Origin of the sequence: Sphingobium sp. YBL2 (genome assembly GCF_000943805.1) — a bacterium.
Lineage (GTDB): Bacteria > Pseudomonadota > Alphaproteobacteria > Sphingomonadales > Sphingomonadaceae > Sphingobium > Sphingobium fuliginis.
The window spans coordinates 3556233-3569227 of the sequence record NZ_CP010954.1 but is presented as its reverse complement, the minus strand read 5'-3'; the positions used below and the strand labels follow the sequence as shown (position 1 = coordinate 3569227).

15 protein-coding genes are annotated in these 12995 nt (G+C 65.2%); 7 read left to right on the top strand and 8 right to left on the bottom strand.

The annotated features are described in order from the left end of the window. The first annotated feature begins 42 nt into the window (after nucleotides 1-42). The gene (gene purC, locus TZ53_RS16435) at nucleotides 43-825 is read left to right on the top strand and encodes a phosphoribosylaminoimidazolesuccinocarboxamide synthase (RefSeq protein WP_025551063.1); all 783 of its coding nucleotides are present in this window, start codon (nucleotides 43-45) and stop codon (nucleotides 823-825) included. A 20-nt stretch (nucleotides 826-845) separates the two neighbouring features. Here purC and TZ53_RS16430 read toward each other — a convergent pair whose 3' ends face one another. Together TZ53_RS16430 and TZ53_RS27200 are read right to left on the bottom strand one after the other, a co-directional pair. Next, complete coding sequence (locus TZ53_RS16430; protein WP_025551065.1) at nucleotides 846-1598, bottom strand: sulfite exporter TauE/SafE family protein; 753 nt, start codon at nucleotides 1596-1598, stop codon at nucleotides 846-848. A gap of 68 nt (nucleotides 1599-1666) precedes the next feature. Further along, nucleotides 1667-1816 carry a hypothetical protein gene (locus TZ53_RS27200; RefSeq protein WP_165363364.1) on the bottom strand — a complete coding sequence of 50 codons (150 nt, stop codon included), beginning with the start codon at nucleotides 1814-1816 and terminating at the stop codon, nucleotides 1667-1669. Nucleotides 1817-2015: 199 nt separating this feature from the next. Between TZ53_RS27200 and purS the strand changes: the two genes are divergently transcribed. Further along, nucleotides 2016-2246 (top strand): phosphoribosylformylglycinamidine synthase subunit PurS, encoded by a 231-nt coding sequence (gene purS, locus TZ53_RS16425; protein WP_007682101.1) that lies wholly within the window; start codon nucleotides 2016-2018, stop codon nucleotides 2244-2246. A gap of 3 nt (nucleotides 2247-2249) precedes the next feature. Continuing rightward, entirely contained in the window at nucleotides 2250-2924 is a 675-nt protein-coding gene (gene purQ, locus TZ53_RS16420) for a phosphoribosylformylglycinamidine synthase subunit PurQ (RefSeq protein WP_044661978.1), read from the top strand. Between the two features lie 168 nt (nucleotides 2925-3092). Here the strand turns inward: purQ and TZ53_RS16415 are convergent, their stop codons facing one another. The 4 genes from TZ53_RS16415 to wecB all read right to left on the bottom strand — a co-directional run bounded on the left by TZ53_RS16415 (nucleotide 3093) and on the right by wecB (nucleotide 8608). Further along, the gene (locus TZ53_RS16415; protein WP_044661977.1) at nucleotides 3093-5234 is read right to left on the bottom strand and encodes a GumC family protein; all 2142 of its coding nucleotides are present in this window, start codon (nucleotides 5232-5234) and stop codon (nucleotides 3093-3095) included. Further along, nucleotides 5234-5944: a polysaccharide biosynthesis/export family protein gene (locus TZ53_RS16410; RefSeq protein ID WP_044661976.1), complete on the bottom strand. Its 711-nt coding sequence runs from the start codon at nucleotides 5942-5944 to the stop codon at nucleotides 5234-5236. The genes TZ53_RS16415 and TZ53_RS16410 overlap by 1 nt, the downstream gene beginning before the upstream one ends. Nucleotides 5945-6065: 121 nt before the next feature. Further along, a complete protein-coding gene (gene wecC / locus TZ53_RS16405) occupies nucleotides 6066-7376 on the bottom strand; it encodes a UDP-N-acetyl-D-mannosamine dehydrogenase (RefSeq protein WP_044661975.1) in 1311 nt (436 codons plus the stop codon). A gap of 89 nt (nucleotides 7377-7465) precedes the next feature. Beyond that, complete coding sequence (gene wecB, locus TZ53_RS16400) at nucleotides 7466-8608, bottom strand: non-hydrolyzing UDP-N-acetylglucosamine 2-epimerase (protein WP_044661974.1); 1143 nt, start codon at nucleotides 8606-8608, stop codon at nucleotides 7466-7468. A gap of 173 nt (nucleotides 8609-8781) precedes the next feature. Here wecB and TZ53_RS16395 point away from each other — a divergent pair, with 173 nt between their 5' ends. Further along, complete coding sequence (locus TZ53_RS16395; RefSeq protein WP_044661973.1) at nucleotides 8782-10101, top strand: UDP-glucose dehydrogenase family protein; 1320 nt, start codon at nucleotides 8782-8784, stop codon at nucleotides 10099-10101. After that, on the top strand, nucleotides 10101-10226 hold the full coding sequence (locus TZ53_RS27785) for a hypothetical protein (RefSeq protein ID WP_255308867.1): 126 nt from the start codon (nucleotides 10101-10103) through the stop codon (nucleotides 10224-10226). Before TZ53_RS16395 ends, TZ53_RS27785 begins: the two co-directional genes overlap by 1 nt. Nucleotides 10227-10269: 43 nt before the next feature. Here the strand turns inward: TZ53_RS27785 and TZ53_RS16390 are convergent, their stop codons facing one another. Beyond that, nucleotides 10270-11118 carry an ABC transporter permease gene (locus TZ53_RS16390; protein WP_044661972.1) on the bottom strand — a complete coding sequence of 283 codons (849 nt, stop codon included), beginning with the start codon at nucleotides 11116-11118 and terminating at the stop codon, nucleotides 10270-10272. Between the two features lie 117 nt (nucleotides 11119-11235). Here TZ53_RS16390 and TZ53_RS16385 point away from each other — a divergent pair, with 117 nt between their 5' ends. Next, the gene (locus TZ53_RS16385) at nucleotides 11236-11916 is read left to right on the top strand and encodes a GcrA family cell cycle regulator (protein ID WP_044661971.1); all 681 of its coding nucleotides are present in this window, start codon (nucleotides 11236-11238) and stop codon (nucleotides 11914-11916) included. 71 nt (nucleotides 11917-11987) lie between these two features. On the opposite strand, the gene TZ53_RS16380 is transcribed toward TZ53_RS16385, so the two are convergent. Then, on the bottom strand, nucleotides 11988-12413 hold the full coding sequence (locus tag TZ53_RS16380; protein ID WP_025546570.1) for an organic hydroperoxide resistance protein: 426 nt from the start codon (nucleotides 12411-12413) through the stop codon (nucleotides 11988-11990). A 135-nt stretch (nucleotides 12414-12548) separates the two neighbouring features. On the opposite strand from TZ53_RS16380, the gene TZ53_RS16375 reads away from it, so the two are divergent. Continuing rightward, a complete protein-coding gene (locus tag TZ53_RS16375; protein ID WP_044661970.1) occupies nucleotides 12549-12986 on the top strand; it encodes a MarR family winged helix-turn-helix transcriptional regulator in 438 nt (145 codons plus the stop codon). The last annotated feature ends 9 nt before the right edge of the window (nucleotides 12987-12995 follow it).

Here is a 12995-nt window from a genome sequence, read left to right as displayed (position 1 = left end):
TTTGCCGGGGCACATTCTTTATTGGGAAGACAGGAACCGCATATGGCCCGTCGCCGCCAGATCTACGAAGGCAAGGCAAAGATCCTTTATGAAGGCCCCGAGCCGGGTACGATCATCCAATATTTCAAGGATGACGCGACCGCCTTCAATGCCCAGAAGAAGGGCACGATTTCGGGCAAGGGCGTGCTCAACAACCGGATTTCCGAGCATATCTTCACTCTGCTCGGCCAGATCGGCGTTCCTACCCACTTCATCCGCCGCCTCAACATGCGCGAACAACTCGTCCGTCAGGTGGAAATCGTGCCGATCGAGGTGGTCGTGCGCAACGTCGCCGCGGGTTCGCTCAGCAAGAAGCTGGGGATCGAGGAGGGAACGCAGCTTCCCCGCACGCTCATCGAATATTGCTACAAGGACGACGCGCTGGGCGACCCGCTGGTGTCCGAAGAGCATATCGCCTGCTTCGGATGGGCCAGCCAGGACGAAATGCACGACATTGCCGACATGGCGATCCGCATCAACGACTTCATGTGCGGCCTGTTCGCGGGCATCGGCATTCGCCTGATCGACTTCAAGCTGGAATTCGGTCGCCTGTGGGACGGCGACTATAGCCGCATCATCCTGGCGGACGAGATCAGCCCCGACGGTTGCCGCCTCTGGGACATGGCGACCGGCGAGAAGCTGGACAAGGACCGTTTCCGCCGCGACCTGGGCGGTGAAGTCGAGGCCTATCAGGAAGTCGCCCGGCGCCTGGGCCTGATGCCGGAGGGCGTGGATACCACCGTCCTCGACCTCGACACCCATCGCAAGAAGCGCGGCAAGGACTGATGGGAACCCGGACGCGCGGCTCAGGCGAGCAGCGCGTCCGCCATCAGCTTGATCCCCAGCAACACCATCAGCACATAGATCAGCGTGTAGAAACGGGCGGGATCGAAGCGCCGCACCAACGCCACACCCGCCATGGTCGACACGACGGCAAGCGGGATCAGCATCGCCGTCGCCAGCAGGTTCGCCCTGGTGAACTGCCCCAGGGCGGCATAGGCCGGCACCTTCATCCAGTTCGTCACCGCAAAGGCGATTGCGGTCGTCCCCACCAGAACGTCGCGCGACAGGCGCTTGGGCAGAACCCACATCTGGAAGGGCGGCGCCCCGGCATGCGCGATCTGGCTGGTGAAGCCGCTCGCCACGCCGAGCAGCACGCCCACCCATGAGGGCGAGGTCGACGGCAACACGATCGCGCCGCCCCGCTCGATCCAGAGCCGATGCAGGCCGAACAATGTCGAAATCAGGCCCAGCACGCCCATCACCGCGATTTCGGACACGCGGGCCGCGAAAAAATAGCCCAGCCCTACGCCGGCCGCCATGCCGGGCAGCATGACCTTAAGGACATGCCGGTCCCAGCTATGCCGGAACGACCAGACGCCGACCACATCCTGCAGGATCAGAATGGGCAGCATGATCGCCGCTCCCCGCACGGGATCGACGCCCAGGGCGAGGATCGGCATGGCCAGCGCGCCAACCCCGGCAAATCCGCCTTTGGCAAGGCCCGACAGGATAACCGCGCTTATGGCGCAGGCATAATAGAGATAATCCGGATTCATGGCGCTCCGCCTAAAGCAAGGCGGCTCGTTGGGGGAGCATCTTTTTTGCGGCGTTTGGCGCCTGCGCGTCAACTATGCGCGCGATAGCCGATCAGGACGCCGAAGGTGAAGGTCGCCAGAAGCGCCAGCTGAACCCGGCCATGGGGATCGTCATAGCCCATGACCTGCTGACCGAAGGCGAAAAGCCCCACGAACATCGCCAAAGCAAGACCGGCCATGCGAAAATCCTTCCCTCTGCGGGATGGATAACGCCATGGCCGCTAACAAAAGCATAATGCCTTGCTTGCCGGGCGCTCCGGGACTAGAGGGCTGGACGATTCAAACGATCGCCAGCCCTCCGGTTTTCACGGCTTGCGCATTCTGCAGGCAGAATGCCCCGGGGGTGCGCGAAAGCCTGTTTTACGGAGTTCCACACTCATGAAAGCCCGCATCTTCGTCACCCTCAAGGGCGGTGTCCTCGACCCGCAGGGCAAGGCGATCCATCACGCGCTGGAAGGCCTTGGCTTCGGCGGCGTCAATGATGTGCGCGCGGGCAAGCTGATCGAACTGGACCTGGCCGACGGCACCAGCGACGAGGACATCGACGCTATGTGCCGCAAGCTGCTGGCGAACACGGTGATCGAAAACTACCGCATCGAAAAGGCCTGAGCCATGAAGAGCGCTGTCATCGTCTTTCCCGGCAGCAATTGCGACCGCGACCTCGCCGTGGCGTTCGAGACGGCGACCGGTACAAGGCCTGCCATGATCTGGCACCGCGACACGGAACTGCCCGACGATCTCGACCTGATCGGCGTGCCGGGCGGCTTTTCCTATGGCGACTATCTGCGTTCCGGCGCGATGGCGGCACGTTCGCCGGTGATGCAGGCAGTGGCGAAGGCGGCGGATCGCGGGGCCTATGTGCTGGGCATCTGCAACGGTTTCCAGGTGCTGACGGAGAGCGGGCTGTTGCCCGGTGCGCTGCTGCGCAATGCGGGCGGCCATTTCGTCTGCCGCGACGTGGCGCTGACGGTCGAGAATGCGCAGAGCGCCTTCACCAGCCGCTATGAAGCTGGCGAGGCGATCAGCTTTCCGGTGGCGCATCATGACGGCAATTATTTTGCCGATGCGCAAACGCTGGACCGGCTGGAAGGCGAAGGCCGCGTGGCGCTGCGCTATGCGGAGAGCGTCAACGGATCGGCGCGGAACATCGCGGCTATCCTGAACGAGGCCGGCAATGTGCTGGGCATGATGCCGCACCCGGAGCGGGTGATAGAGCCGGCCCATGGTGCGACCGATGGCCGACGGCTGTTCGAAGGACTGGTGGAAGGGCTGCTTGCCCGGGCCTGAAGCCAAGGGATATGGCCCGGCTTGCTGAACCGGCTTTCGGCATGCATTGACGGCGTTGCCAGCCAGAGCGTTCAATCCATGAACAGCTTTGTGCCGTAACACTCCACGCGCTGCCATTGCATAGCGGGCTAAGCAAATCTCCGCCGAAGTCGCGCCGCGCTACTTGGCTCACCCGCCGCGATGATAGTCATATTCGAAGGCGCGGCCTTCCTGCTTGGTGAGGATCGCGCCAATGATCGCGCCGCCCGCCCGGCGCAAGCGATCGACGGCGACGCGCAGGCCGCCATGATGATTGCGGCCCCATTCTACCACCAGCAACGTCACCTGCGCCTTGCTCGCCAGCAGGCAGGCATCCGACAGGCCGAGAATGGGCGGCGCATCGATCAGCACCGTGTCATAGCGTTCCCGAACGGTCGCCAGCAGGGAATCCATCGCAGGCGTGACCAGCAATTCCGCCGGATTGGGCGGGATCGCCCCGCAGGGCAACAAGGCCACGCCCGGTACGCCGCTATCCACGATGACGTCGTCCATCCTGGCCTGGCCCGTCATCAACTCGCTGATCCCACGAGCGGGCGATATGCCGAACAGGCTGTGCTGCTTGGGCCGCCGCATATCAGCGTCTATCACCAGCACCCGCTTGTCGAGTTTTGCCAGCGCCCTGGCCAGGGCATGGAGGGTGGAGGACTTCCCCTCTCCTTCCTGCGCGCTGGTGACGAGTATGGAACGCGGCAGACCGGCCGCAGAACCCAGAAGCAGCGAAGAAGCCATCGGCGCGAAAATCTCCGCCCCCGGCTTCTCCCCCGCCGGAACCGCGCCGAGCAGCGGCAGGTTCACCCGCTCCGCCAGCGTGTCGGCGGAAGTCACGGCGTCGTCGAAGATATGCCGCCCCGCCACCGCCATCAGCCCGAGGATCAGCCCACCCAGCGAAGCGAACAGCATGGTGACGCCGATATTGGGGGAAGAAGGCCGCGAAGGCACCGCCGCCCGGTCCAGCGGCTGGATGCGGCCGGCCTGGAAGCCTGCCTGCGATGCCATGTCGCGATAACGCTGGAGCAGGCTGTCGTGCAGCAGGCGATAGGTGTCGACCTGCCGCTCCAATATGCTCATCTGCACGCCGCGCCCGCGTTCGGCCCGGGCCTGCCGCTCGACCTTGGCGATTTCGGACTGGATCTGCTTCTCGCCATGCACGGCGACATCGAACTGTTCCTTGAGCGAGGCGCGGATCGTGTTGGCCATGCCCTCCGCCTGATCGTCCAGCGCGGCCAGCCGGGCGCGGGCCTCACGCATTTCGGGGTGGGCATCCTTGCGGAACTGGCGTTCCTGCACGACCTGCGCCCGCGCCAGCGCCCTTTCCGTCATGATCTGCTGCATCGCGCCGTTGTTCAGCACTTCCGGCAGCGTCTCGACACTCGACATGCGGGCGCTTTCCCAGCGCTTCTGCGCGGCGATGCGGTCGGCGGTCGCCTGCGCACGGAAGGCGTTGAGTTGCGCCAGCCGTGTCGCGATCGTGCCCTCGGGAGACGGATCGCCGTCATCCTCCTTCGATCCGGCCTCCTTCGATCCGGCCTCCCTCGATCCCGGCAGCGCCATGGCGCCCGCATTGGCGGCATAGACCGCCAGGTCGCGCTCCGCCCGTTCCAGATCCTTCCGCGCTCCGTCCAGTTCGCCGAGCAGGAATCGCCGCGCCTGAACACCGGATTCGAAGCCTCGCTTCAGATCGGCGCGGATCAGGCTGTCGGCATAGCTGTTGGCGACGCGCGCCGACAGCACCGGATCGGCGCTGGTGAAGCTGATGCGGATGACCCGCGACTTGCCGGGCAGTTCGACATGCAGATTGTCGCGCAGCAGGCCCACAACGGTCTCGGTCTCGACCTGACGCTGGCTGAGCGCGCCCGTCCCCTGCTCCGGCCGGCGCACGTTCATGCCGTCGAAGAAGGTGCGGCTGCCGATCAAGGCCAGTTCGCGAGCCACATCTTCCGCCAGGGCGCGGCTGCGCAGCACTTCCAGTTCGGTCTGCATCAACGCTTCATTGTCGGACGGCGTCGCCTGTCGCTGCGCAGCGGCCGCCCCAGCGGCGCCGGCGGGGACATCCTCCACCTCGACGGAGGCGGTGGCGCGATAATCGGGCGTCGACAGCAGGATGAAGACCACGCCTGCCAGCACGCAAAGCGCCATGGTGACGAACAGGATGATGCGATGCCGCCGCACCGCCGTCCACGCCCCGCTCGCCGCCGCGGCGAAGCGCGCTGCACGTCCCTCCATGGAAGTGGACGCGCCGCTATCGTCGATCAGCAGACCTGGCCGCGCCATCAGAGTCCTCCATCCAGCACGACGAATCCGGCGCCGACCGCAGGCAGCGCCAGCAGCGTTCCGCCCAATATCGCCTTGGCGCGCGAGAGGCCGACGATGACGGTGTCGCCCGGCAGGATTTCAGGATCGGGCGCCTCGCCCCTGCGGATCGCCCCCATGTCGAACATCGCCGCCTTGCGCTCGCCGTCCGATTGCCGGACCACGACGATCTGGCCCAGGCTGGCAAGGCGCGTCGGCCCCTTGGCCATCGCGACCGCCTGCAACAGCCCCAGTCGGCCCTCCACCGGGAAAAGGCCCGGTTCGCGAACCTCCCCATCCACAGTGATGCGGCGACCCACCGCCTTCTTGACGAATACCGTCACTTGCGGGGAAACCAGATAGCGCTCGCCCAGCCGCCCGGCGATGACGTCCGACGCTTCGCTGGCGGACAGGCCGGCGACGGAAACATCGCCCACCAGCGGCATGCGAACCATGCCCGCAGCAGTCACCTGCGCGTCCTCCAGCGAAAGGCCCGGTTCATGATAGACCTGGATGCGCAGGACATCGTCGGGGGATATGCGATAGTCCATCCCCACGGCAGGAGCCGTCGGAATGGCGGCATAAGCGGCTTCCCCCTTCGGCGCGTCCTCCACGGTCGAGCAGGCACCGAGCCAGATGCAGGCCATGATCATGACCAGCGCTTGGCTCCTGCTGTCGGTCGGCCGCTTCATGCCGCTTAAATCCCCCGCAATTCAGTGGGCACGCACAAGGCCTGCCATTGCGGGCGGGGTTAACGGCGCGACAGGAACATGGCAACCATCGGCTGGACGAAGGAGGGCGCGGAGCTCCCGATCAGATGGCGATCCGGGCCTGATCCGGGACAACCTGACCCGCGGTCGGCCGCCGTGGCTGATCCGGCCAGACGCCGCGCGTGTCGTAAACCGCCTTGTCGGCGCGTTCGTCCACCGGAACCGATTTGAACATATCATGATCGACAAGAATGACGAAAACGCCGCATTGTTCCAGAGCCGTATCGAGATCGACGAGTTCAGCGCCCGTTCCGGCGAACTCCATCGGCAGATCATGGGCATAGGGTTCGACCAGCTTGATGCGGCGGCCGTAGCGTTTGGCGAGACGCGCCGCGACCTTCACGGCCGGGCTTTCGCGGAAATCGTCGATATTGGGTTTGAAGGCGAGGCCAAGGCAGGCGATGTCCTCGCCGGCAAACTCGTCGATCAGGTCGGACGCTTTCGCGACCACATGGTCGGTCTTGCCGTCATTGACTTCGCGGGCGGTGCGGATGAGGCGGCTGTTTTCCGGGTCGCCATGGACGATGAACCAGGGGTCGACCGCGATGCAGTGGCCGCCGACGCCGGGGCCGGGCTGGAGGATGTTGACACGGGGATGGCGGTTGGCGAGGCGAATGACCTCCCACACGTCGATGTCCATGCGTTCCGCGATGACGGACAGTTCGTTGGCGAAGGCGATGTTGACGTCGCGGAAGCTGTTTTCGACCAGCTTCACCATTTCGGCGGCGCGGGCGCTGGTGGTGATGCAGGCGCCGCGCACGAACTGGCGGTAGAAGCCCAGCGCCTTGCGGGCGCAGCGAGGCGTGATGCCGCCGATGCAGCGGTCATTGTCGATCAGTTCGACGAGGATGCGGCCGGGCAGGACGCGTTCGGGGCAATAGGCGATGGCGATGTCGCCCGCCACGCCGGGTTCGGGCATCTTCAGGTCGGGGCGGAGCTGGGCGAAAAGATCGCGCATGGCTTCGGTGGTGCCGACCGGCGAGGTGGATTCGAGAATGACGGTATCGCCGGCCTTCAGGACCTCAGCGACAGTGCGGGCGGCCTTGAGGACGTGGCTGATGTCCGGCGCGCGGTCTTCGGCCACGGGAGTCGGCACCGCGATGATGAAGACATCGCTCGGCTCGACTTCCAGACTGGCGCGGAGATTGCCGCGGGAGACCACGCCCTGGACGAGGCCGTCGAGATCGACTTCCTCGATATGCACGCGACCGGAGTTGACCGTCTCCACGACATGGGCGCTGACGTCAACGCCGACGACCTGCGCGCCGCCGCGCGCGATCAGGGCGGCGGTCGGCAGGCCGATATAGCCGAGGCCGATGACGGATACCTTCTGCTGGAGCTTATCGAGGGGCATGGGGGTCCTGTGGAAGCTTTTGAATTCGGTCCGTTTGTGGCGGGAAATGCTGAAGATTTCGGTAACGGACCGTCAGTTCCCAATCGAGTTTAGGCCGCCTCTTCCATATTCTCAGCCTGCGCGCTCGCGGCTATGATGTCTGCGATGCGCTCCGACGCGTGACCGTCTCCGAAGGGGTTGTGGGCGCGGGACATGGCGGCGTAGGCGGCTTCGTCATCCAGCAGGGCAAAGACCGAGCGGACGATCTTTATTCGATCGGTGCCGACCAGTTTCGCGGCGCCCGCCGTCACCCCTTCGGGGCGCTCCGTGGTCTCGCGCATCACCAGCACGGGCTTGCCGAGCGAAGGCGCCTCCTCCTGCACGCCGCCGCTGTCGGTCAGGACGAGATGGCACAGGTCCAGCAGGCGAACGAAATGGGGGTAATCCAGCGGCTCAATCATCGCGACATTGGGAAGGCTGCCCAGCACGGTATCCATGACAGGGCGCACATGGGGATTGGGGTGGACGGGGAAGATCACGGCCACGTCGGGACGCGCGGCGATTTCGGCGATCGATCGGGCAATCGCCTCCATCCCGCCGCCGAAATTCTCACGCCGGTGGCTGGTGACGGCGACGATCCGCTTTCCGGCGAAGCGCTGGGCCAGGCTGTCGAGTCCCGACGCGAGATGGGGTTCGGCCAGCACGCGCTTGCGGGTGGCCAGCAGCGCGTCGATCACCGTGTTGCCGGTTACATATATGGTCGCGGCATCGCGATTTTCCGCCAGCAGCGCGTCGGCGGCTGCCTGGGTCGGCGCGAAATTCATGTCCGCGATGCAGGCGACGACGCGCCGGTTCACCTCCTCCGGCCAGGGGTGGTGGATGTCGCCGCTGCGCAGGCCCGCCTCGACATGGGCGACGGGAATCTTGCGGTAATAGGCGGCAAGGCTGGCGACCATGGTGGTAAGGGTATCGCCATGCACGACCACGCGATCGGGCTTCTCCGCGTCGAAGGCCTTGCCCAGTTCCACGATCAACTTCGCCGTCAGGCCGTCCAGCGTCTGGTTTGGCGTCATCACGTCCAGGTCGATGTCGGGCGCTATTCCGGCGATCTCCAGCACCTGGTCCAGCAGGCCGCGATGCTGCGCGGTCACGATCACGCGGGTTTCAACATCCTCCCGCGCGCGGAGCGCGTGAATCACTGGAAACAGCTTGATCGCCTCGGGGCGCGTCCCGAACACCAGCGCAACCTTCATTTGCCGTCCTTTGCCATTTTCCCGCCTTTGCAAGCCGTCTTTCGGGTAAGTGCCTGGCAGAAAATCGTAACCATCCCCTGAACATGGGTACCCCCCACGCCCGCTTTCGCACGGGCGAGAAGCTGTGCTAGAGGCCAGCCAGACCACTTCCCAATCGGGGGCTCAGTTATTTTATGAAGATCACGATGATCGGCACGGGCTATGTCGGGCTGGTATCAGGCGCCTGCTTTGCCGATTTCGGCCATGACGTGGTGTGCGTGGACAAGGATGCAGGCAAGATCGCCGCAATCGAATCCGGACGCATGCCGATTTTCGAGCCGGGGCTCGACCATCTGGTAGGCAGCAATGCAGCGGCCGGAAGGCTGAGCTTCACCACCGATCTGGCGAAGGGGGTGAAGGGCGCGGATGCGATCTTCATCGCCGTGGGCACGCCCTCGCGGCGCGGCGACGGGCATGCGGACCTGAGCTATGTCTATGCGGCAGCCAAGGAAATCGCAGAGTCGCTGGATGGGCCGACCGTCATCGTCACCAAGTCCACCGTTCCGGTCGGCACTGGGGACGAGGTCGAGCGGATCGTCCGGGAAGCGCGCCCCGATCTGGACATCCAGGTCGTGTCCAATCCGGAATTCCTGCGCGAAGGTGCGGCCATCGGGGATTTCAAGCGCCCGGACCGGGTCGTGGTCGGCACCACCGGCAGCCAGCGGGCCATTGATGTGATGGCGCAGGTCTACCGGCCGCTGAATCTCAACCAGGCGCCGGTGATGTTCACCGGGCGGCGGACGGCCGAGTTGATCAAATATGCCGCCAACGCCTTCCTGGCGACCAAGATCACCTTCATCAACGAGATGGCGGACCTGTGCGAAGCGGTCGGCGCGGAGGTGCAGGATGTGTCGCGGGGGATCGGCCTCGATAACCGCATCGGGTCGAAATTCCTGCATGCTGGCCCAGGCTATGGCGGCTCCTGCTTCCCCAAAGATACGCTGGCGCTGGTGAAGACGGGGCAGGATTACGACACGCCGATCCGTATCGTCGAGACCGTCGTGCAGGTGAACGACCTGCGCAAGCGGGCCATGGGGCGCAAGATCGTGAAGGCGCTGGGCGGCGAGGCGCGGGGCAAGACCGTGGCGCTGCTGGGCCTGACCTTCAAGCCCAATACCGACGACATGCGCGATGCGCCGAGCCTGGCCATCGTGCAGGCGCTGGAGGATGCGGGGGCGAAGATAGTCGCCTATGATCCCGAGGGCATGGAGGTCGCCGCGCCACTAATGCCCAGCGTGACCATGGCGAAGGACGCTTATGAAGCGGCGACCGAGGCGGACGCGCTGGTATTGGTGACGGAGTGGGATGCGTTTCGGGCGCTGGACCTCAAGCGGCTGGCGGCTTCGATGAACGGACCGGTGCTGGTCGACCTGCGCAACATCTACCCGCGCCGGGAAGCCGAGGCGGCTGGCTTTGCGCTGACGCGGGTCGGAGGCAAGGGCGTTTCTGCCTGATGCTGCTGAAGCCAGAGCGAGGGCGCGATGAACGCGGCCTTCCCCGGCTGCATCATTGGGTGGTGGCGGTTCTTGCCTTGCTTGTCCTGACGCTGGTGGTGCCGGTGATTGCCGGGTTGATGTGATGGAATATGCGCTCCTGCCTGGCAGGAGCACATGCCGCTATTTTCAGGCCTTCAGTTTCCACCCGCGCCTGAGCAGCGCGTAGCACAGCATTCCAAGCGCGATATTCAGCCCCAGCAGCACCAGGCTGCCCACCACGACATCGCCGTCCGCCGCCGCGACGAAGCCGTAACGGAAGCCGGAAATGGCGTAGAAGAAGGGGTTGGCGTGGCTGATCGCGCGGAAGACGGGCGCGAGGCGGTCGATGGAATAGAAAGTCCCCGACAGCAGCGTCATCGGCCCGATCACGAAATTGGTGATGGCGGCGGCATGGTCGAACTTTTCCGCCCAGATGGAGGTCAGCACGCCGATGAAGGCGGTCAACCCCGCGCCCATCAGCCCGAACCAGAGGATCGCCCAGGGATGCGCCGGGGTCACATGCACCCCCGGCCACAGCGCCATGGCTCCCCATAGCGCCAGGCCGACGCAGAAGGCGCGCGTCACCGCCGCGCCCACCAGCGCCAGCAGCAATTCGCTGACGGACAGCGGCGGCATCAGATAATCGATCAGCGTCCCCTGCATCTTGCCCGCCAGCAGGGAGAAGCTGCTGTTCGCGAACGCATTGTTCATCATGCCCATGATCATCAGGCCCGGCGCGATGAAGTCCGCGAAGGGCACGCCCAGCACCTGGCGGTTGGCTCCGCCCAGCGCCAGGGTGAAGATGACCAGGAACATCAGCGTCGTAACGGCGGGTGCCCAGATCGTCTGGAGCTGCACCTTCATGAAGCGTCGCACTTCCTTGCGGTACAGCGCGCGGGCTCCGGCCCAGTTGACGTTGCGGATAACCAGCTCGCCCGGCTCATGGAAAGGCGGCTGATGCGACAGGGAAGCAGCAATTTTGGACTGGTCGTTCATGGTCGGATCGACTATCGGCTGAGGGGTTGTGCCGCAAGGGCGTTGTGCACGGGAAATTGAACCCGGGCCGGCGCGCCCCATATAGGGCGCGAATTTGAAATTTTGAGGAGTCATTCATTGTCCTGGACCGACGAGCGTATCGACCAGCTCAAGGCAATGTGGGAACGTGGCCTGACCGCCAGCCAGATCGCGGACGAACTGGGCGGGGTCAGCCGTAACGCCGTGATCGGCAAGGCGCACCGCCTGGGCCTGCAATCGCGCCCATCCCCGGTGAAAGCCAACGAAGTGCCGAAAAAGGCCGCCCCGCCGCTGCGCAAGTCCGCAACGGAGGCCGAAGCGCCAAAGCCGGCCGCGCCGGCGCAGCATGCCGCGCCACCGCCCGCCCGCCCTGCGGCGCCGGCCGCGCCTACCCCGGCGCCCGCTGCCGCCGCGCCGGCGGCCGAAGCGCCTGCCGCGCCGCAGCCGCGCATCATCTCCGTGGGCCCCGGCGGCTTCCTGCGTCAGGGTCCGGGCGACCAGCAGGCGCCGATCCCCCCAGCCCCGCCGCGCCGCCTGGTCCCCGCAAAGCCCAGCCCGGAAATCGCCGGCAAGACCACGCTGCTCGACCTGACGGAGCGCATCTGCAAATGGCCGATGGGCCATCCGGGCGAGCCGGACTTCCATTTCTGCGGCGAAGCGGTGAACCCCGGCTTCCCCTATTGCGTCGAACATTGCGGACGCGCCTATCAGGCGCAGTTGCCGCGCGGCACTCGCCGTCCGCCGCCGCCCCTGCCCTTCGGTGGTCCGCGAGTTCGCTGATCGCCAGAGCAGACCGGGATGAAAAAGGGCCGCTCCATTTGGAAGCGGCCCTTTTCATTGGCTGTGGCGCGTCAGGCGATGGTCAGCCCGACATCGACATTGTTGCGCGTGGCGTTGGAATAGGGGCAAATCTGGTGCGCCGCGGCGACCAGCCTTTCCGCGTCGGCCCGCTCCACGCCAGGCAGGCTGATCTCCAGATCGGCGGTGATGCCGAACCCGCCCGCCGCGCGCGGACCTATGCCGACGGTCGCGGTGACGGCTACATCCTGCGGCACGCGGATCTTCAACTGACCACCTGCAACCTTGAGAGCGCCGATGAAGCAGGCCGAATAGCCCGCGGCGAAAAGCTGCTCGGGATTGCTGCCATCGCCGCCGGGACCGCCCAGTTCCTTCGGGGTCGACAGCTTTACAGCGAAGCGGCCGTCTTCCGAACGGGCTTCCCCATCGCGGCCTCCAGTGGCGGTGGCACGGGTACGATATTTCACATCGACGGACATGGGCTTGCTCCTTCATATTTCACGATAATCATTATCGCGATAATTTTTAGATAGATATGGCGCGGCCCTTTGTCCAGCATTTTATTTATCACGATATATATTTTCGTGCTATGGAACCTGCAAAGGAGACCGCCCATGCCCGCCGCCCTGCCGCTCGACGATCAACTCTGCTTCTCGCTCTATGCCGCCAGCATGGCGATCGGCCGCGCCTACAAGCCAATGCTCGACCGACTGGGCATCACCTACCCGCAATATCTGGTGCTGCATGCCCTATGGGAACAGGACGGCCGCACTATCGGCCAGATCGCGGAGCGTCTGTCGCTCGAATCCAGCACGGTGACGCCGCTGGTCAAGCGGCTGGAAGCGGCAGGCTTCCTCACCCGCGCCCGCAGCACGGCCGACGAACGGCGCGTCGACGTGCGCCTGACGGAGCGCGGCGCGGCGATGCGGGAGGAATGCGGCTGCCTGGGCGAAACCCTGCTCGAACGGTCCGGCATGGACGGGATGCAACTGGCCGACCTCAATGAGCGGGTGAAGCAGTTGTGGGCCGCGTTGCGCGATCCGCTGCCCTGAACAACGCGC

Bases quoted from the DNA above. Each gene is read 5' to 3' on its own strand.
- purC (WP_025551063.1), top strand. From the start codon at position 43: ATGGCCCGTCGCCGCCAGATCTACGAAGGCAAGGCAAAGATCCTTTAT.
- TZ53_RS16430 (WP_025551065.1), bottom strand. From the start codon at position 1,598: ATGAATCCGGATTATCTCTATTATGCCTGCGCCATAAGCGCGGTTATC.
- TZ53_RS27200 (WP_165363364.1), bottom strand. From the start codon at position 1,816: ATGGCCGGTCTTGCTTTGGCGATGTTCGTGGGGCTTTTCGCCTTCGGT.
- purS (WP_007682101.1), top strand. From the start codon at position 2,016: ATGAAAGCCCGCATCTTCGTCACCCTCAAGGGCGGTGTCCTCGACCCG.
- purQ (WP_044661978.1), top strand. From the start codon at position 2,250: ATGAAGAGCGCTGTCATCGTCTTTCCCGGCAGCAATTGCGACCGCGAC.
- TZ53_RS16415 (WP_044661977.1), bottom strand. From the start codon at position 5,234: ATGGCGCGGCCAGGTCTGCTGATCGACGATAGCGGCGCGTCCACTTCC.
- TZ53_RS16410 (WP_044661976.1), bottom strand. From the start codon at position 5,944: ATGAAGCGGCCGACCGACAGCAGGAGCCAAGCGCTGGTCATGATCATG.
- wecC (WP_044661975.1), bottom strand. From the start codon at position 7,376: ATGCCCCTCGATAAGCTCCAGCAGAAGGTATCCGTCATCGGCCTCGGC.
- wecB (WP_044661974.1), bottom strand. From the start codon at position 8,608: ATGAAGGTTGCGCTGGTGTTCGGGACGCGCCCCGAGGCGATCAAGCTG.
- TZ53_RS16395 (WP_044661973.1), top strand. From the start codon at position 8,782: ATGAAGATCACGATGATCGGCACGGGCTATGTCGGGCTGGTATCAGGC.
- TZ53_RS27785 (WP_255308867.1), top strand. From the start codon at position 10,101: ATGCTGCTGAAGCCAGAGCGAGGGCGCGATGAACGCGGCCTTCCCCGG.
- TZ53_RS16390 (WP_044661972.1), bottom strand. From the start codon at position 11,118: ATGAACGACCAGTCCAAAATTGCTGCTTCCCTGTCGCATCAGCCGCCT.
- TZ53_RS16380 (WP_025546570.1), bottom strand. From the start codon at position 12,413: ATGTCCGTCGATGTGAAATATCGTACCCGTGCCACCGCCACTGGAGGC.
- TZ53_RS16375 (WP_044661970.1), top strand. From the start codon at position 12,549: ATGCCCGCCGCCCTGCCGCTCGACGATCAACTCTGCTTCTCGCTCTAT.